Origin of the sequence: Actinomadura harenae (assembly GCF_003696215.1) — a bacterium.
Lineage (GTDB): Bacteria > Actinomycetota > Actinomycetes > Streptosporangiales > Streptosporangiaceae > Spirillospora > Spirillospora harenae.
The window spans coordinates 175,788-194,185 of record NZ_RFFG01000002.1 but is presented as its reverse complement, the minus strand read 5'-3'; the positions used below and the strand labels follow the sequence as shown (position 1 = coordinate 194,185).

General features: G+C 73.0%; 19 protein-coding genes. 16 read left to right on the top strand and 3 right to left on the bottom strand.

The window, feature by feature from the left end; all coding sequences use genetic code 11:
• Positions 1–10: 10 nt before the first annotated feature.
• From EBO15_RS02040 to EBO15_RS02025, 4 genes are all read left to right on the top strand, one after another.
• Positions 11–757 (top strand): ABC transporter permease, encoded by a 747-nt coding sequence (locus EBO15_RS02040; protein WP_233615863.1) that lies wholly within the window; start codon positions 11–13, stop codon positions 755–757.
• A gap of 186 nt (positions 758–943) precedes the next feature.
• On the top strand, positions 944–1,864 hold the full coding sequence (locus tag EBO15_RS02035) for a proline dehydrogenase family protein (RefSeq protein ID WP_122192543.1): 921 nt from the start codon (positions 944–946) through the stop codon (positions 1,862–1,864).
• Between the two features lie 57 nt (positions 1,865–1,921).
• Entirely contained in the window at positions 1,922–2,716 is a 795-nt protein-coding gene (gene proC / locus EBO15_RS02030) for a pyrroline-5-carboxylate reductase (protein WP_122192542.1), read from the top strand.
• Between the two features lie 71 nt (positions 2,717–2,787).
• Positions 2,788–3,216: a hypothetical protein gene (locus EBO15_RS02025; protein ID WP_122192541.1), complete on the top strand. Its 429-nt coding sequence runs from the start codon at positions 2,788–2,790 to the stop codon at positions 3,214–3,216.
• A gap of 72 nt (positions 3,217–3,288) precedes the next feature.
• On the opposite strand, the gene EBO15_RS02020 is transcribed toward EBO15_RS02025, so the two are convergent.
• Positions 3,289–4,341, bottom strand: a complete 1,053-nt coding sequence (locus EBO15_RS02020) for an alpha/beta hydrolase (RefSeq protein WP_233615861.1) — start codon at positions 4,339–4,341, stop codon at positions 3,289–3,291.
• A gap of 280 nt (positions 4,342–4,621) precedes the next feature.
• Here EBO15_RS02020 and EBO15_RS02015 point away from each other — a divergent pair, with 280 nt between their 5' ends.
• The 7 genes from EBO15_RS02015 to EBO15_RS01985 all read left to right on the top strand — a co-directional run bounded on the left by EBO15_RS02015 (position 4,622) and on the right by EBO15_RS01985 (position 11,202).
• A complete protein-coding gene (locus tag EBO15_RS02015; RefSeq protein WP_122192540.1) occupies positions 4,622–5,830 on the top strand; it encodes an acetoin utilization protein AcuC in 1,209 nt (402 codons plus the stop codon).
• A gap of 19 nt (positions 5,831–5,849) precedes the next feature.
• The gene (locus tag EBO15_RS02010; RefSeq protein WP_122192539.1) at positions 5,850–6,752 is read left to right on the top strand and encodes a phosphatase; all 903 of its coding nucleotides are present in this window, start codon (positions 5,850–5,852) and stop codon (positions 6,750–6,752) included.
• A gap of 337 nt (positions 6,753–7,089) precedes the next feature.
• Complete coding sequence (locus EBO15_RS02005) at positions 7,090–7,293, top strand: helix-turn-helix domain-containing protein (protein ID WP_026414196.1); 204 nt, start codon at positions 7,090–7,092, stop codon at positions 7,291–7,293.
• A 287-nt stretch (positions 7,294–7,580) separates the two neighbouring features.
• Complete coding sequence (locus EBO15_RS02000) at positions 7,581–7,679, top strand: 30S ribosomal protein bS22 (RefSeq protein WP_018654693.1); 99 nt, start codon at positions 7,581–7,583, stop codon at positions 7,677–7,679.
• A 47-nt stretch (positions 7,680–7,726) separates the two neighbouring features.
• Positions 7,727–8,728: an NAD-dependent epimerase/dehydratase family protein gene (locus tag EBO15_RS01995; protein WP_122192538.1), complete on the top strand. Its 1,002-nt coding sequence runs from the start codon at positions 7,727–7,729 to the stop codon at positions 8,726–8,728.
• 27 nt (positions 8,729–8,755) lie between these two features.
• Positions 8,756–9,736 (top strand): lysophospholipid acyltransferase family protein, encoded by a 981-nt coding sequence (locus tag EBO15_RS01990; RefSeq protein ID WP_122192537.1) that lies wholly within the window; start codon positions 8,756–8,758, stop codon positions 9,734–9,736.
• A gap of 41 nt (positions 9,737–9,777) precedes the next feature.
• Positions 9,778–11,202, top strand: coding sequence for a leucine-rich repeat domain-containing protein (locus tag EBO15_RS01985; protein ID WP_122192536.1), 1,425 nt, complete (start codon positions 9,778–9,780; stop codon positions 11,200–11,202).
• A gap of 27 nt (positions 11,203–11,229) precedes the next feature.
• Here the strand turns inward: EBO15_RS01985 and EBO15_RS01980 are convergent, their stop codons facing one another.
• Positions 11,230–12,117, bottom strand: a complete 888-nt coding sequence (locus EBO15_RS01980) for an HAD family hydrolase (RefSeq protein WP_122192535.1) — start codon at positions 12,115–12,117, stop codon at positions 11,230–11,232.
• A 166-nt stretch (positions 12,118–12,283) separates the two neighbouring features.
• Positions 12,284–12,919: a sigma-70 family RNA polymerase sigma factor gene (locus tag EBO15_RS01975; protein ID WP_122192534.1), complete on the bottom strand. Its 636-nt coding sequence runs from the start codon at positions 12,917–12,919 to the stop codon at positions 12,284–12,286.
• Between the two features lie 200 nt (positions 12,920–13,119).
• Here EBO15_RS01975 and EBO15_RS01970 point away from each other — a divergent pair, with 200 nt between their 5' ends.
• From EBO15_RS01970 to hemC, 5 genes are all read left to right on the top strand, one after another.
• Positions 13,120–14,532, top strand: coding sequence for a putative quinol monooxygenase (locus tag EBO15_RS01970; RefSeq protein ID WP_122192533.1), 1,413 nt, complete (start codon positions 13,120–13,122; stop codon positions 14,530–14,532).
• Positions 14,529–14,813, top strand: a complete 285-nt coding sequence (locus tag EBO15_RS01965; protein ID WP_378238696.1) for a glutaredoxin family protein — start codon at positions 14,529–14,531, stop codon at positions 14,811–14,813. The genes EBO15_RS01970 and EBO15_RS01965 overlap by 4 nt, the downstream gene beginning before the upstream one ends.
• A 423-nt stretch (positions 14,814–15,236) precedes the next feature.
• Complete coding sequence (locus tag EBO15_RS01960) at positions 15,237–15,992, top strand: redox-sensing transcriptional repressor Rex (RefSeq protein ID WP_233615860.1); 756 nt, start codon at positions 15,237–15,239, stop codon at positions 15,990–15,992.
• 151 nt (positions 15,993–16,143) lie between these two features.
• Positions 16,144–17,478, top strand: a complete 1,335-nt coding sequence (locus EBO15_RS01955) for a glutamyl-tRNA reductase (protein WP_122192532.1) — start codon at positions 16,144–16,146, stop codon at positions 17,476–17,478.
• Positions 17,475–18,395, top strand: a complete 921-nt coding sequence (gene hemC, locus EBO15_RS01950; RefSeq protein WP_267898372.1) for a hydroxymethylbilane synthase — start codon at positions 17,475–17,477, stop codon at positions 18,393–18,395. The genes EBO15_RS01955 and hemC overlap by 4 nt, the downstream gene beginning before the upstream one ends.
• Positions 18,396–18,398: the final 3 nt, after the last annotated feature.

Here is an 18,398-nt window from a genome sequence, read left to right as displayed (position 1 = left end):
CGAGGCAGAGATGAGTTCCGTCATGAGTCCGGCGATCACCGCCGCCACCACCAGGCGCATCCTCGCCCAGCTCAGGCACGACCACCGCACGCTCGGCCTGCTGGTCGGCGTGCCGAGCCTGCTGATGATCCTGCTCCGGTACGTGTTCGACACCGGGGCGCTGTTCGACCGGATCGGGCCGATGCTGCTCGGGCTGTTCCCGTTCGTCATCATGTTCGTGGTGGCCTCGGTCGGCACCCTGCGCGAGCGCACCGGCGGCACCCTCGAACGCCTGATGACCACGCCCACCGGGAAGCTGGACTTCCTGCTCGGCTACGCCTTCGCGTTCGGGCTGCTGTCGCTGGTGCAGGTCGGCGTCGTCCTGGTGATCTCGCTGACCTGGCTCGGCCTGGACCTGGCGGGCTCGGTCGCGTCGCTGGTCCTGGTCGCCGTCCTGGACGCGCTGCTCGGCATGGCCCTCGGCCTGTTCGCCAGCGCGTTCGCGCGCACCGAGTTCCAGGCCGTCCAGTTCATGCCCGCGTTCGTCCTGCCGCAGGTGCTGCTATGCGGGCTGCTGATCCCGCGCGACAGCATGGCGCCCTGGCTCCGGGTGATCTCCGACGTCCTGCCGCTGTCCTACGCGGTGGACGCCATGCAGCGGGTGTCGCGCGAGGCGTCCTTCTCCACCTCGCTCCTGTGGGACGTCCTGGTGATCGCGGGCTTCACCCTCGGGGCCCTGGCGCTCGGCGCGGCGACCCTCCGCCGCCGCACCGGCTGACCGTCCGTACCGGCTGACCGTCCGTACCGGCTGACCGCCCGCACCGGCCGACACCGCGATCCGGGCGCGGGGCCCTGACCGGGGAAGACGCGGAAAGAGACCGTGATCGTTCCGCGTGGGTGGGTATGACCTGGGGCGACGCGGGGCGGGGAGAGCCGCCGTCCTGCTCACCGGAAGGACAGACCCGTGCTCCGTCAGGCCCTGCTGGCCGCCTCGCACAGCCGCGCCGCGCGAAGGATCGTGGAGATCGCGCCCGGCACCCGCCGGATGGTCCGGCGCTTCGTCGCGGGCGAGACGACCGACGACGCGCTGGGCGTCACCGCCGAGCTCGCGGACGCGGGCCTGCTGGTCAGCCTGATCGCGCTGGGCGAGGACACCCTGGACACCGGCCAGGCCGACACCAACGTGGACGACTACGCCGAGCTGCTCGTCCGGCTCGGCGAGGTGGGGCTCGCGGGCGTCGCCGAGGTGTCGCTCAAGCTCAGCGCCGTGGGCCAGGCCCTGGACGAGGCGCTCGCCCTGGCCAACGCCCGCCGGATCTGCGCCGCCGCGCGGGACGCGGGGACGACCGTCACGCTCGACACCGAGGAGTACGAGACGGTGGACGCGACCCTGCGCGTCTGCGCCGAGCTGCGCCGCGAGTACCCCGACACCGGGGTCGCCATCCAGTCCTACCTGCGGCGTTCGGAGGAGTACTGCGCCGAGCTGGCGCACGAGGGGTCGCGCGTCCGGCTGTGCAAGGGGGCCTACAGCGCGCCGGAGTCCGTGGCGTTCTCCGATCCGGTCGAGATCGACAAGTCGTACGTCCGGTGCATGCGGGTGCTGATGGCGGGCCAGGGCTACCCGATGCTGGCGACGCACGATCCGCGGCTGATCGAGATCGCGGGCGCGCTCACCACGCTGAACGACCGCGACCCGTCCGGGTTCGAGTACCAGATGCTGTACGGCGTCAGGACGCACGAGCAGCGGCGGCTCGCGGGCGAGGGCGCCCAGGTCCGGGTGTACGCGGCGTTCGGCCGCGAGTGGTACGCCTACTTCATGCGGCGGCTCGCCGAGAAGCCGTCCAACCTGGCGTTCTTCTTCCGGTCGGCGGCGGCCGAGTCCTGACGGGACGCTCGCTACGCTGGGACGCGTTCCCCGACGTCCCATGGCTAGGTGTGCACAATGATTGCGATTCTCGGTGCGGGCAAGATGGGCGAGGCGCTGCTGTCCGGCGTCCTGCGGGCCGGGCGCGGTCCGGGCGAGCTGAGGGCCACCGCCCGCCGGGCCGAGCGCGCCGCGCTGCTGCGCGAGCGGTACGGCGTCGAGACCGTCTCCAACCGGGAGGCCGCCACGACCGCGGACGTCCTGGTCCTCGCGGTGAAGCCGCAGGACATGGCCGCCCTGCTGGACGAGGTCGGGTCGCACGTCCCGGCCGGGACGCTGGTGATCTCCATGGCCGCGGGCATCACGACGGGGTACGTCGAGGAGCGGCTGGGCGAGGGCGTTCCGGTCGTCCGGGTCATGTCGAACACGCCCGTCCATGTGGACGAGGCGATGAGCGTGATCTCGCCCGGCTCGCACGCGGGGGAGGACCACCTCAAGCTCGCCGAGGAGCTGCTCAGCCCGGTCGGCAAGGTGCTGCGCATCCCCGAGTCCCTCCAGGACGGCGCGACCGCCCTGTCCGGCAGCGGCCCGGCCTACTTCTACTACCTCGTCGAGGCCATGGTGGACGCGGGCATCCTGCTCGGCATGCCGCGCGCCGCCGCACTGGAGATGGTGATCCAGTCGGCCGTCGGCGCGGCGATCATGCTGCGCGACTCCGGCGAGCACCCGGTGCTGCTGCGCGAGGCCGTGACCTCGCCGGGCGGGACGACCATCGCCGCGATCCGCGAGCTGGAGCGGCACGGCGTCCGGTCGGCGGTCCTCGAGGCGATCGAGGCGGCCCGCAACCGGGGCCGCGAGCTGGCCGCAGGCTGACCGTCCGGTCCCGATCGAGAGTTTTTTCGGTGGAACTGAGCCGAACGCCCCTTTCCGTTCGTGTTCTAGGTATGGGACTCGTGCTCCGCGTACTCGTGGCCGCCGGGCTCGCCGTGGACGCGGTGGTGCACTGGCGGTTCGCGCCGCAGATGAGGTTCGTCCCCGGTGGGTCGATCCATGCCGACACGATCTTCTACGTGCAGGCGGTCGTGGCCGGGGTGGCCGGGGTGCTCGTTCTGGTGCGCGCGCGCCGCTGGACGTACGCGCTCGCCCTGATCGTCGCGGCGAGCGCGGTCGGCGCCCTGCTCCTCTACTTCTACGTGGACGTCGGCGCGATCGGCCCGATCCCGAACATGCACGAGCCGGTCTGGTACGCGCAGAAGACCCAGTCGCTCGTCGGCGAGGGCGTCGCCGCGCTCGCCGCGCTGGCCGGGATGCTGACCGTCCGGAGGCAGGCCGGTCCGGCCACGGAACGCCGCGTGCCCGAGCGCGTCCACTGACCCCGGGACGCCTCGGGCACGGGGTCCCCCGACGGCGGGCAGCGACGGCAGGGCGCGAGGTCGGCTCTGCGGTCAGGCGACGGCCGCGGCCGGGACGGGGCCCGCGGCCGTCACGCGCGCCACGAACCGCGCGGCCTCGCTCATCGCGGCGCTCGCCTCCGGCAGCATCCGGTTGAGGATCTGGAAGACGTGCATCTGGCCCGTCCAGACCTGGAGCTCGCAGTCGACGCCGGCGCCGGTCAGGACGTCCGCGAGGGCCTCGGCCTCGGGACGCAGCACCTCCGCGCCGCCGACCTGGACGAGGAACGGCGGCGCGTCCCGCCACGGGCAGCCGAGCAGCGCGAGCCGCGGATCGTCGAACCCGGCGGGGCCCACGACCAGGCGCGCGACCCGGCGGGCCGTGGACGCGCTGATGTAGGGGTCGCGGGCGACCTCCTGCTCCCGCGTGGACAACTCGCAGGTCAGGTCGACCCACGGGGAGAACAGGAGCGCCCCGGCCGGACGAGGGAGCCCGGTCCGCAGGATCTCGGCGGTCAGCGACGCGGCCAGGTGACCGCCCGCCGAGTCCCCGGCGAGGACGATCCCGGACGCGGGCACGCCCCGGTCCAGCAGCCACCGGTACGCGGCGGCGGCGTCCTCGAGCGGCGCGGGGAACGGGTGCTCGGGCGCCATCCGGTAGTGCGGGGCGAGGACGGGCAGCCCGGTCTCGACGGCGAGCCGCGAGGTGATCGGACGGTGCGTCCTCGGCGAGCACACCACGTACCCGCCGCCGTGCAGGTAGAGGATCGCTCCGCCCGCCTCCCGCTCCGCCCCGGCGTCGCGGCTGACGACCCACTCGCCGACGAGGGGCGGCGCGTCCTCGCCGGTCTCCACGCGGGGATCGACCAGGGGGAGCACTCGGGCGCGCTGTCCCGCGCGCATGAGGAGGGACGCCGCGTCCACGGTCGAGCGGGCCGCGCGAAGACTCGCGGCATGGCCGGGGACGTGCTGGAGGAGCGGACGCAACCCCAGGTAGAGGACGCGGGAGAGGGCGCGGCTGCGCATGCTCGGACGGTGGTCGTGGGTCCAGCGCTCCGGGTCGTCGGGCGGGGAACCGGGTGCGGCCGCCGTCAGAGGGATGGGCACCGGCGGAGGGGTGGGCAAGGGGGTGGGCACCGGCGGAGGGGTCGCCTCGGCCGGACCCGTGGAGGGTGGCTTCGGGTCCATGAGCACCCCGCTCATCATGTTTCGGGTGTGTTACCTAAATGCCCGGAAAGGTAGATGGTTCACGCCACAACTTTGTTGCGGAGAGGGACGTTTCCGGAGGTGAGGTCATGTTTCCGGAATCGCGCGAACGCGGAGGGTTGATCACCAGTGGTCGTCCCGGGTGGTTCCGGCGGGTCGGCGTGGCGCTACCGTGAGACCCATGACCAGCCCCTCGGCCTCCGGTGAGTGCGACCTCACGGTCTTCTGGGACGAACGGCTCATCTCCTACGACTTCGGCCCGGGGCACCCCATGAACCCCGTCCGGGTCGAGCTGACGATCGCGCTGGCCCGCGAGCTCGGCGTCCTCTCCGGTCCGGGCGTGCGGGTCGTCGGGTTCGAGGCGGCGGACGACACGACGCTCCGGCTCGTCCATGAGGAGGCGTACGTCGCGGCCGTCCGGCACGCGGGCGAGACCGGCCTCCCGGACCCGCGGCACGGCCTCGGCACCGACGACAACCCCGTCTTCCTCGGCATGCACGAGGCGTCCGCGCTGGTCGCGGGCGCGTCGGTGGCCGGGGCACGGGCCGTGTGGCGCGGCGAGGCCGGGCACGCGGTGAACGTGTCCGGCGGGCTCCACCACGCGCTCGCGGGGGCCGCGAGCGGGTTCTGCGTCTACAACGACCCGGCGATCGCGATCGCGTGGCTGCTGGAGAACGGCGCCGAGCGCGTCGCCTACGTGGACATCGACGTCCACCACGGCGACGGCGTCCAGGCCGCGTTCTACGACGACCCGCGCGTCCTGACGATCAGCCTGCATGAGACCCCGCGCACGCTGTTCCCCGGCACCGGCTTCCCGAACGAGACCGGCGGGCGCGGCGCCGAGGGCACGGCCGTGAACGTCGCGCTGCCGCCCGGCACCGGCGACGCGCTCTGGCTGCGGGCGTTCGACGCGACCGTCCCGTCGCTGCTGCGCGCCTTCCGTCCGCAGGTCCTGGTCACCCAGCACGGCGCCGACACGCACGCCCTCGACCCGCTCGCCCACCTGATCCTCACCGTGGACGGCCAGCGCACCGCCTACGCCGCGCTGCACCGGCTCGCGCACGAGGTCGCGGGCGGACGCTGGCTCGCGACCGGCGGAGGCGGCTACGAGCTCGTCCAGGTCGTGCCGCGCGCCTGGACGCACCTGATCGCCGAGGCCGCCGGACGCCCCGTCCCGCCGGACACCGAGACCCCCGGCGCGTGGCGCGACCTGGTCCGGCTCCGCACCGACGAGATCGCGCCGCGCCGGATGACCGACGGCCACCAGACCGTCGGGTTCCGCCCCTGGTCGGACGGCATGGACCCGTCCAACCCGGTCGACCAGGCGGTCATGGCCACCCGCCGCGCGGTCTTCCCCGAACACGGCCTCGACCCTTTGCTGGACCTCTGATGGCGGAGCTGGACCTCTGATGGCGGACGCCCCCACCCGTGACGAGCTGCGCGCCCACCTCGTCCGCACCCTGATCGCCGGGGACGTCGCGACGCCCCGCCAGAACAACCTGCTGCACTACCGGCGGATGGCCGCCGGCAACCCCTACTACCTGTTCGGGCTGCGGCTGTCCGGGCGGTGGAGCGAGCGGGACGTCCTGGCCACGATGGCCGAGCTCTGCGGCGTCGACCCGGATCCGCGCCATTTCTTCGGCGACGACACGATCGACCCCGAGCTGACCCTGGACGCCCTGGAGGCGATGGCCGACCGGATCGGCCTCGCCGCGCGGCGCCGGGAGACCGTCCTGCTCGCGACCGGGCACCCGGCCACGCTCACGCCGGTCTACCAGGCCGTCGCGGAGGCCCTCGCCGCCCGCGGCTGCCGCGTCCTGACCCCGGCCCGAGGCTGGACGTACGAGATCGAGCGCCACGGCGAGCGCGAGAACCGCACCCTCGTCTACGTGCCCGAAGGCGTCGCGATGCTGAGGGACGAGGAGGGCCGCACCCAGCACACCCACGACGCCGCCCCCATGGAGGCCATGCTCGCCGAGCTCCGGAACGGCGGTGAACCAGAGGCCGGCGGCGGGCGGCCGGGGGACGCGATCGGCACCTCGGTGGGAGAAGGCATTAGCGCCTCGGACGGTTTTGCGGCGGCTAAACCTTCTCATTGGCCGGATCTGGCCATAGCGGACCACGGCTGGGCGGGCGCGGCCGGTCAGGCGGGCATCGACACCGTCGGGTTCGCGGACTGTAACGACCCCGCGCTGTTCGCGGGCGCCGCCGAAGGCAAGATCAAGGTGGTCGTGCCGCTCGACGACGGCGTGTCTCCGCACCACTATGCCCCGATGACGGCCTATCTGCTGGAGCGCGCGGGGCTGGCGTGAGGCCCGGATCCCGCAGGTCGCGATGACCGTGAGTCACATCGTGTGACGCCAGGGCACGCGTGGGACGGCTGGGACGGCCGGGACCGCGTCGTTCGGCGGAGTCGCAGGTCAATGCCTGTTCCGGGGATTTCGGTCGTGATCGTTGCACGCTCGGTGCCGTCCCGATGGCGCTCCGTCCGGAACAGCACTGTGGCCTCGGCGTCAGGTCGGGCAGTGCAAATGGGCGGAACTCCCCTCTTGCGACTGTCGGTACACGATTTACGCTGGGGGAAGTACACGTGCGTGATCAAAGTCACCCAAAGGGCCGGTGCGCGGCACGTGTGGAAGAGGGCGTCCGATGAGCTCAGGCGAGCGACCTCTGAGTGAGGTCAGGTTCCTGACCGTCGCCGAAGTGGCGGCGGTGATGCGGGTGTCCAAGATGACCGTCTACCGCCTCGTCCACTCGGGCGAACTCCCCGCGATCCGTGTGGGACGTTCGTTCCGCGTTCCCGAACAGGCTGTACACGACTATCTGCGCGACGCGTTCATCGAAGCCGGATAGCGGGGCACCATCGGGGAAGACGACGACAAGGACGGCCGGTGCCCCTCGGGCCCCGGCCGTCCTGCCGTCCCGCCGGACGGGTCGCGTGTGGCACACCGCGTGGCACATACCGCCGGACCTGCGCAAGTGCGGACGGACCGGGACCGGGTGGTCCCTGGACGGACCCGCTTCGGCTCAGCGGTACCCTTGGGCGACGGACCATGCGCGCAAGGTGGCTCGCCCATCGCGACCCACCTCGTGACATGGCCCGTTCCCTGTACCGCACCCGATACTCCGAGCGAGGTCCCGTGGGCTCTGTCATCAAGAAGCGCCGCAAGCGGATGGCTAAGAAGAAGCACCGCAAGCTGCTCAAGAAGACGCGCATTCAGCGTCGTAACAAGAAGTAAAGACGCCGGCAACACAGCCGTAAGGGGTGGGGCGCACAGTGTCCTCCATGCCCTCCACCGCGGCCCGTGTCGTCCTCGTTACGGGCGTCTCCCGTTTCCTGGGGGCGCGGGTCGCGAACACCCTCCAAGCCGACCCGGGCATCGAGCGCGTCATCGGCGTGGACACGGTTCCGCCGTCGACGCCGCTGGGGCGTACCGAGTTCGTGCGGGTGGACATCCGCACGCCCGGCATCGCCAAGGTCATCTCGTCCGCCGGTGTGGACACGGTGGTCCATCTCAACCTGGTCACCGGCCAGGCCGGACCACGGGCGAAGGCCAAGGAGCTCAACGTCATCGGGACGATGCAGCTGCTCGCGGCCTGCCAGCGCTCGCCCGACATGCGCAAGCTGGTCGTGCGGTCGTCGGCGGCGGTCTACGGCTCCTCGCCGCGTGACCCTGCGGTCTTCACCGAGGAGGACGAGGCGGTCGAGGCGCCCGCGCACGGGTTCGCCAAGGACACCGCCGAGGTCGAGGGCTACGTCCGGGGGCTGACCCGGCGGCGCTCCGATCTGACGGTGTCGGTGCTGCGCTTCGCCAACTTCCTCGGTCCTGGCGTGGACTCGCCGGTCACCCGGTACCTCGCCATGCCCGTCGTCCCCACCGTGCTGGGGTTCGACCCCCGGTTGCAGTTCCTGCACACCGACGACGGGGTCGAGGTGCTGCGCCGGATGACGGTGGAGGACCATCCCGGCCGTTTCAACGTCGCGGGCGACGGTGTCCTGCTGCTGTCGCAGGCGCTGCGCCGCGCGGGCCGTCCGCACGTTCCCGTGCCGGCCCAGTCCATCGCCGCCCTCGGCGGGTTCGGCCGCCGCGTCGGCGGCATGCCCGCGTTCTCCCCGGAGCTGCTGCGCTGGCTCATGTACGGGCGCGTCCTCGACACCGGCAGGCTCGCCGCCGAACTGTCCTGGCGTCCCAAGTACGGTTCGGAGGAGGCGTTCGCCGACCAGGCCGCCCGGCAGGGACGTGGCGTCCTGCTCGACCGGCTGGCCTCGGTGATCGGACGCGGCTGACCGGACGGCGAGGGAGGAGTGACCGGCATGAACGCCCACCACGAGGAACCCTTCGACGCGATGGATGGCGCGCGGGTCATCCCGATCCGTCCCGGTTCCACGGCTCCCCGACCCGCCGCCGCCGACCAAGCCGGCGCGTCCGGCGCGTCCGGCCGCCCGCCGTCCGATGAGCGGAATCCGGTGGAACGGGCGGTCGCGTCCGGACTGTCCTTCCTGCATCGCCGCCTGACCGGCGCCTACGAGGTCGACGAGTTCGGCTTCGACCCCGAGCTCAACGCGTCCGTCCTGCTCCCGCTCGCCCGCGCGCTGTACGACCACTGGTTCCGCGTCGAGCTCGAGGGGCTGGAGAACGTCCCGGCCGAGGGCGGCGCGCTGCTGGTCGCCAACCACTCCGGCACCGTCCCGCTGGACGGGATCATGCTGTCGGTCGCCACCCACGACCACCTGGACCGTCCGCTCCGGCTGCTCGGCGCCGACCTGGTCTACCAGGTGCCGGTGCTGGCCCACCTGGCCCGCAAGGCCGGCCACACCCTCGCCTGCCCCGCCGACGCCGCCCGCCTGCTGGCCAAGGGCGAGCTGGTCGGCGTCTTCCCCGAGGGGTTCAAGGGCATCGGCAAGCCCTACGGCGACCGCTACAAGCTCCAGCGGTTCGGACGCGGCGGCTTCGTCGAGACCGCCCTGCGCGCCGAGGTCCCGATCATCCCGTGCGCCGTCGTCGGCGCCGAGGAGATCTATCCCAAGATCGCGGACCTGAAGCCGCTGGCCCGCCTGCTCGGCCTGCCGTACTTCCCGATCACCCCGACGTTCCCCCTGCTCGGCGCCGCCGGGCTCGTCCCGCTGCCGTCCAAGTGGCTGATCCGGTTCGGCGAGCCGATGTCCCTCGCCGACCACGGCCCCGAGGCCGCCGACGACCCGATGACCGTGTTCAACCTCACCGACCACGTCCGCGAGGTCGTCCAGCAGATGGTCTACGACACCCTCCTCCGCCGGGGCCGTCCCTTCCTCTGAGCGCCCGCGGATGTCGGTCCTGATCATTAGCGTGCGGCGGCATGACCTCCCATCCCCTCGCTCCCGATCTGGCCGCGCTGCGCGCGAAGGTCGCGACCGCGTCGCCCGCGCGTGCCTGGAAGTCCGTCCGGGACCTCGTCGCCTGGGGCGGCGCCGACGCCCTGGAACTGGCGGACGAGTTCGCCGCCGCCACGGACGTCCCCACGGAGAAGCTGCTCCGGTTCTGGCCGAAGGCCCCCGACCAGGACGCGTTCGCGAGGTTCCTTCTCGCCCCGGCGTTCGTCCGGGAAGGGCGGACGGAGCTTGAGCTGCGCAAGCGCACCTCCCTGACGGGCCTCCGGTACCTGGCGAACCTGCGGTCGCTCACGCTGGTCGAGTGCGGGAAGCTCACGGACCTGTCCGAGCTGGCCGGGCTGACCGGCCTTGAGGAACTGTCGCTCTGGCGGGCCTCGGCGATCGCCGACCTCGGGCCCCTCGCCCATCTGAAGGCCCTGAGGTGCGTTGATCTGAGCGACTGCCGCAGCGTGACCGACCTTTCCCCGCTCGCCGGGGCGAAGGCGCTGACGAAGCTGGACCTGAACTACTGCCGGGGGGTCACGGACGTCTCCGTCCTGTTCGGCCTGCGGAGCCTCGAACGGCTCGACCTGTCCCACACCGGGGTGAGCGACCTCGCGGGGTTCGTTGCAGGGTTCCCCGCGCTTCGGGTCCTCAACCTGTACGAATGCCGAGACCTCCGCGACCTCGGCCCGCTGTCCGGGCATCGCGAACTGGCCGAGCTGAACGTGTCCGGCACCAAGGTCGGCTCGGTCACCGGACTGCGCGGCCTCGACTCCCTGGCCGAACTGGGACTCCACTGCCCGCAGCTGACCAGCCTGGACGGCATCGACGCCCTTCCCGGGCTGCGGCGCCTGGCGCTCTCCGGCGCCAAGGGCCTGACGAGCCTGGACGGCCTCGGGCACCACCCCCGCCTGGAGGCGCTGGACCTGCCCTTCGCCCCGCTCCACGACCTGCGTCCGCTCTTCGGGCTCCCGGCCCTGACCCGCCTCACGGTCTTCGGAGCCACGGGCCTGACGTCCCTGGACGGTCTCGAAGGTCATCCGTCCCTCGCCGAGGTCTACCTGTACGGCACGACCGACATGGCCGACTTCGGTGCCCTGGGGGCCATGCCGGCGCTTCGGCGGGTCGTCCTCAACGGCCTCCACCAGCTCGCCGACCTGCGCGCCTTCTCCGGCCTGCGCGACCTGGAGAGCCTCCGCGTCACGCACCTCGACGGCCTGCGCACCCTCGGCGGGCTCGCGGACCTGCCGTCCCTGCGCGAGCTGACGCTCGTCGACTGCGGCGCGCTCGTCGACCTCGGCGCGGCCCTGGACCTGCCGATGCTCGAGGAGGTCACGATCGTCCGCTGCCCCTCGATCCCCCGCGCGACCCTGGCCGCCGTCGAGGCCCACGGCCCTCGCCGACCTTGACGCCCCGGGGCCTCCTCGGGCGCTGAATCAGGACGACTTGTAGTGGTTGCGGAGGGCGATGCCCGCGGCCACACCGCCCGCCAGGGCGCCCAGGCCCGCCGCGGCGGGGAGGGCGACCATGGTGACCTTGCGTCCGGTGCGGAAGTCGTGGATCGGCCAGCCGTGCTCCCGGGCGTGGGCGCGGAGGGCCGGATCCGGGTTGACGGCGTGCGGGTGGCCGACGGCGCTCAGCATCGGAAGGTCGTTCACCGAGTCGCTGTAGGCCGAGCAGTGCGAGAGGTCGAGGCCCTCCCGCTGGGCCAGCGCCCGGATGGCCTCGGCCTTGGCGTTGCCGTGCAGGAGGTTGCCGACCAGGCGCCCGGTGTAGACGCCCGCCTCGGTCTCGGCGACGGTGCCGAGCGCGCCGGTCAGGCCGAGGCGGTGGGAGATGGTGCGGGCCACCTCGACGGGCGTGGCCGTGACGAGCCACACCTGCTGGCCCGCGTCCAGGTGCTGGAGGGCGAGCGACCGGGTGCCGGCCCAGATCCGGTCGGCCATGACCTCGTCGTAGATCTCGTCGCTGAGCCGGACGATGTCGCTGACCTTCTGGCCCGCGACGAACGTCAGGGCCGCCTCCCGCGCGGTGGAGATGTGCTCGGCGTTCTCGGTGCCGCGGACGCGGAACAGCGCCTGGCCCAGCGTGAAGGCGGCCAGGTCGCGGAGGGTGAACAGCTTGCGTGCGGCGAGGCCGCGGGCGAAGTAGTAGATGGACGCGCCGCGCATCATCGTGTTGTCCACGTCGAAGAACGCGGCCGCGCGGCGGTCGGCCTCGGGGGCGGGCGGACGGCGTTCCGCCGCCGCTGCCGCCGCCTCGCCCGCGCTCACGTGGTCCTCGTCACCGCGCTGCCAGAAGTCGAGCTGCCAGATTCGCCGCATGACCCGAGCGTATTCAACCCGTCGCACGCTCGGCCCCGCAGGTCGGTGTCATGCGGTCAGCCCCGCAGGCGGGTGTCATGCGGGGTCAGCCCCGCGGGCGGTGTCATGCGGGGTCAGCCCCGCGGGCGGTGTCATGCGGTCAGCCCCGCAGGCGGGTGTCATGCGGTCAGCCCCGCAGGTCGTCGGGGAGCATCCGGGCCAGCGACCGGACGGCCCGGTACTGGAGCGCCTTGATCGCGCCCGTCTTCTTGCCCATGACGACCGCCGTCTCGGCGACCGAGAGCCCGTGCAGGAAGCGCAGGACGACGCACTCACGCTGCTCCTCGCCGAGCCGCCGGACGGCCGCGAGGACGGTCCGGTGGGTCATCGAGTCGAGGACGGCGCGCTCCGGTCCCTCCTGCGGGTGCTCCGGCTCGACCACGTCGCCGGTGCTGACCTCCAGCCGGTGCCGTCCGGACTTGAAGTGGTCGGCGACGAGGTTGCGGGCGATCGTGACCAGCCAGGCGCCGAAGTCCTTGCCCTGCCAGGTGAAGTCGCTCATCCGCCGCCACGCGCGGAGGAAGGTCTCGCTGGTCAGGTCCTCGGTGAGGGTGTGCGCGCCGACGCGGTGGTAGACGTACCGGTAGACCAGGTCCGCGTACCGGTCGTAGAGCTGCCCGAACGCCTCGGCGTCGCCCTCGCGGGCGCGCATGACCAGGGCCTTGAGCGGGTCGCCCGCCTCCCGGGCGGGGCGCCGGGGCGGGACGGCCGCGGAGCGGCGGGACGGCCGGGAGAACCGGATGTCGAGGGTCAGGCTGCTCATGCAGTTCTCCTCGGTGCGTACGCGGCCCCAGGCGTGAAAGGCCACTGTAGGTATGGGGCGGTATGCGAGGCAATGCCCTCGCCTGTCGGCTGTCGATCGCATCGGAGCCTCCGTTCGAAGTGGGCCTGAAAGCCGATGAATGGGCCGAAAGTGCGCCCGGGTTACCCCTCATCCCTCCGCATCGGGCACCATGGGGCGCGATGCTCAACGCTCTTCTCGCCCTGCTGGCGACCCTGGGTGCCTTAATTGCCACCGGGTTGCTGGTCAAGCGCGCCTCCACGGACCGGATGCTCTTCCTGATCGCCTGGTCGGTCACGCAGGTGGCACTGACCCTGGCGCTCCTGGCCATGACGGCGGGCTTCCTGATGAAGTTCAGCTCGCCCGTCTTCCGGGTCGTCGAGCTCGGCGGGGCGCTGCTCGCGCCCGTCTGGCTCGCGCTCGGCATGGTGGAGCTGATCGCCCGCCTCATCCAGGTGCGGTTCGCGGCCTGGCTCTTCGCGGTCTCCTACACGCTGGTGGCCACGGTCATCCTGCTGGTGGACCCGCTGAAGACCGCCACGCTCACCAAGAGCCTGCCGAAGCCGTCCCAGACCTACGACGCGCTGCCGCTGCTGCTGATCGACGGCGCGCACGTGGTGTCGGTGCTGGCGCTGGTCGGCTGCGCGGGCTTCACCGCCTGGCTGGCGTCCAAGCGGGACGCCGAGGCGCAGGAGCTGATGATCCCGATCGCGCTGGTCGCGCTCGCCGGGGTGCTGGTCGTCAGCGGCACGCGCGGGCTGGTGCCCGCGCCCGCTGCGGTGATCGCGCTCGGCGCCGCCGCCGGGCTGGTCTGGTACGGCTCGATGCGCACCCTCCCGGTCTTCGACGACGACGGCGGGGACGACCCCGACGGCCCTCAGACCGGCTACGACGAGCCGCCCGCGCGTCCCGTCCCGGCGGCGAACGCCATGGCCGCCGCTCCCGACCGTCCGGGGGGACGACGCCGTCGCGAGATGCGCTTCCCCGAGCCGTCCGAGGAGCCGCTGCCCCCGCAGCCCGCCAACGGCGGCCCGGCCGGTCCCGGTGGCCCAGGTGGACCGGGGGGCCCGGGGGGCCCGGGGGGTCCCGCCGGTCAGGGCGTTCCGGGTGGTCTCAGCGGGCCGAACGCGCTGGGCGACATCATGGCCGCCGCGGCCGCCGCCGCCGCGGGCCCGCCGTCCGACCTGTCCCAGATCTGCGGCCGGATCACCGTCTACACGCTGCTGGACGGCCGGGAGGAGACGTTCGACCGGCTCGCCGCCGACCTCGCCGCCGCCGCCCGCTCGTCCGAGCCGGACACGCTGGTCTTCGCGTCGCACCAGGTGGTGAACGCGCCCACGCAGCGGATCTTCTACCAGCTGTTCCGCAGCGAGGCCGCGTTCGCGGCGCACCAGCGCCTCCCGCACCACCTCCGCTTCCAGTCCGAGTCGCGCGCGCACGTCCTGGCGACGAACGTGATCGAGATCCGGCTCGGCGCGGCCAAGATCCTTCCGCTGCCCGGGGACGCCGCGGCCGCGTCCGGCTCCCAGCCCCTGCCCCAGCCCGGGGCGCCGGGGATGCCGCCGTCCGTGCCCCACCAGAGGCCGCTCCGGTGACCGGCGGGCCGGAAGCCGCCGGGGCCGTGCCCGGCGAGGTCGTCGTGACGATGCTGGGCAAGCCCGGCTGCCATCTCTGCGACGTCGCCCGCGAGGTGATCGCACGGGTCGTGGCCGACGAGGGCGTCCGTTTCGAGGAGCGCGACATCACCCGGGACGAGGCGCTCCACGCCGAGTACTGGGAGCAGATCCCGGTCACGCTGGTCAACGGCGTCCAGGTGGACTACTGGCGGGTCAACGAGGCCCGCCTGCGCGCCGCCATCGCCAAGCGCCGCACCTGACCCCGCGTTCGACTGACCCCCGCGTTCGACTGACCCCGCGTTCGACCTGATCCTTCCGTCCGACCTGACCTCCGCGTCCGACTCGTGAGCCTGGCCTCGCGGGTGCGCGGCATCCCGGTTGGTGGGCGTCAAGCCGGAAAGCGGCTGAAAGCCGACTGTTCCGTCAGTCACATTCAGGTCGGGCGAAAGCCGGGGGACGATCAGGTGGAAATGCCCATTTCCGCGCCTCTGACGTGCGATGACGTCGTGGGAACCCGCGGAATCGGCGCGTTCGGTAAGGCGGGGTCGACTTTGTGCGCGTATTCACAAAGGCATAATCTGGAGGGCAGCCTCGGGTCCCGGGCACGGTTCCCGTCGCTTCCGGCCGGACCACGCCGCCCGTGACCGGACCGGACTCAGCGTCGAGCCCCCGAAGAGCAGGCCGTGACATCTCGACAGACCCGCCACCGCGAACGCGTGGACGCCGCCCGACCCCGGGGAATCCCGGAGGCCACCGTGGCCCGGCTGCCGGTCTACCTCAGGGCCCTCCACGCCCTCCAGGACCGGGGCGTCGCCACCGTGTCCTCCGAGGAACTGGCGTCCGCCGCCGGGGTGAACTCCGCCAAGCTGCGCAAGGACCTGTCCCACCTCGGGTCGTACGGCACCCGGGGGGTCGGGTACGAGGTCGAGTACCTCGTCTACCAGATCTCTCGTGAACTGGGCCTGACCCAGGATTGGGTCGTGGCCATCATCGGCGTGGGTAACCTGGGGCGCGCCCTCGCCGGTTACGGCGGCTTCGCCTCCCGCGGCTTCCGCGTGGCGGGCCTGCTCGACGCCGACGAGCAGATCGTCGGTCAGGAGATCTCCGGCCTGACCGTGCGGCACATCGACCGGCTGGAGGACGTCATCGGCGAGCACGGCGTGTCCATCGCCGTGATCGCCACGCCCGCCGGGGCGGCCCAGGGCGTCTGCGACCGCGTGGTGGCCGCGGGCGTCACGAGCGTGCTGAACTTCGCGCCGGTGGTCCTGACGGTCCCCGAGTGGGTCGACGTCCGCAAGGTGGACCTGTCCATCGAGCTGCAGATACTGGCGTTCCACGAGCAGCGCAAGGCCGGCGGCCCGGACGGCGCCGGCGGCAGGCCGTCCGCGCTGGACTCCGGCCCGCCGGAGCCCGTCCACTATGTGGAGGCGGCCGAGTGACGCGCGGCGCTGGTGGAGTCGGGACGGCCCCCGGACGGTCCGCGCCGGGGCGGAGGACGGAGCGGGCGAGGCCGGCCGGTCAGTCGGCCGGTCAGTCGGTCGGACAGATGGACGAGCGGGCGATGAGCGAACGAGAGCGGAGAACCGGCCGATGAGCGTGCTGGTGGTGGGACTGAGCCACCGCAGTGCACCGGTGGCGCTGCTGGAGCGGGCCGCGGTGTCGGGCGACGACCTGCTGAAACTGCTGCACTCGGTGCGCGACTGCGGGCACGTGTCGGAGGCGGCGATCGTCTCCACGTGCAACCGCGTCGAGGTCTTCGCGGTCGTGGACCGCTTCCACGGCGGCGTCACGTCGGTGTCCGAGCTGCTCGCCCTGCACAGCGGCATCCCGCTGGACGAGTTGTCCCGGCACCTGTACGTGCACTACGAGGAGCGGGCCGTCCAGCACGTGTTCGCGGTCGCGAGCGGCCTGGACTCGATGGTCGTCGGCGAGGGGCAGATCCTCGGCCAGATCCGGACGGCGTTCAAGCTCGCGCAGGACGAGCACACCATCGGCCGCGACCTGCACGACCTGCTCCAGCGGGCGCTGCGGGTCGGCAAGCGCGCCCACCACGAGACCGGGATCGACCAGGCCGGGGCGTCCCTGGTCAGCGTCGGCCTGGAGGTCGCCGGGAAGCACCTCGGCCCGGTGGAGGGCAAGCGCGCCCTGGTCGTCGGCGCCGGGTCGATGAGCTCGCTGGCCGCGGCCACGCTGAGCCGCGCCGGCGCGGGCGAGGTCGTCATCGCCAACCGCACCTTCGACAACGCCGTCCGGCTCGCCGCGTCCCTGGAGTCCCCGGCCCGCGCGATCCGGATGGACGAGCTGACCGCCGCCCTCGCCGAGGCCGACCTGATCGTCTCGTGCACCGGCGCGACCGGCCGCGTGATCACCGCCGACATGCTCACCGCCGGGGCACCGGCGGGAGACACGGGCGCGCCCGCGCGGCGCAGGTTCTTCCTGGACCTGGCCCTGCCGCACGACGTGGACCCGGCCGTCCGCGAGGTGCCCGGCGCGGCGCTCGCGGGCCTGGACGACCTGCGGGTCGCGCAGGAGGCGGCCCGGGCCGTCGGCCCGGAGGCGGTCGAGGAGGTCAAGCGGATCGTCTGCGACGAGGTCTCGGCGTACCTGTCCGCGGCGCGGGCGGCGGCGGTCGCGCCGACCGTCGTGGCGCTGCGGTCCAAGGCCGCCGAGGTCGTGGACGCCGAGCTGTCCCGGCTCGCGGGCCGGTTGCCCGACATCGACGAGCGGGCCTACAAGGAGATCGCCCAGACCGTCCGGCGTGTGGCCGACAAGCTGCTGCACGCCCCGACCGTCCGGGTGAAGGAGCTGGCGGCGGCGCCCGGGGGGGACGCCTACGCCGACGCGCTGCGCGAGCTGTTCGGGCTGGACCCGAGCCGGCCCGAGGCCGTGGCGCGCGCCGACAACATCGAAGGAAGCCAGACGTGACGGAATCGGACCGGCGACTGCGGCTCGGCACCCGCAGGAGCCTCATGGCCACCACCCAGTCCGGTCTGGTCGCCGACGCATTGACGCAGGCCACGGGGCATGGCGTCGAGCTGGTCGGGGTAACGACCGAGGGTGATGTATCCAAGGCACTGCTCGCGCAGATCGGGGGGACCGGGGTCTTCGTCAACGCGCTCCGGGACCGGCTGCTCTCCGGCGAGGTGGACTTCGCGGTGCACAGCCTGAAGGACCTGCCCACCGGGCCCGCCGAGGGGATCGCGCTCGCCGCCGTCCCCCGCCGCGACGACCCGCGGGACGCGCTGTGCGGCACGCGCAAGCTGGCCGACCTGCCCGCCGGCGCGCGCGTCGGCACGGGCTCGCCGCGCCGGGTCGCGCAGCTGCGCGCGCTCCGTCCCGACCTGGAGATCGTCCCGATCCGGGGCAACGCCGACACCCGGCTCCGCAAGATCGCCGACGGCGAGCTGGACGCGGTCGTCCTGGCGCACGCCGGGCTGCGGCGCATCGGCCGGCTGGACGACGTCGCCGAGGTCTTCGAGACCGACGCCATGCTGCCCGCGCCCGGCCAGGGCGCGCTGGCGCTGGAGTGCCGGTCGGACGACCCGGAGCTGGTCGCCCTGCTCGCGGCCGTCGACGACCCCGGCACCCGCGCCGCCGTGCTCGCCGAGCGCACCGTGCTCGCCGTCCTGGAGGGCGGCTGCTCGGCCCCCGTGGGCGCGCACGCCGTCGTCTCCGGCGACGAACTGCACCTGACCGCGGCCGTCGTCGCGCACGACGGGAGCCGCCAGGTGCGGCTGTCCGCGACCGGGCGCCCGGACGAGGCCGCCGAGACGGGCCGCGCGCTCGCCGAGGCGCTGCTCGGCCGCGGCGCCGCCGAGCTGATGGGGGAGGGGGATTCGTGAGCC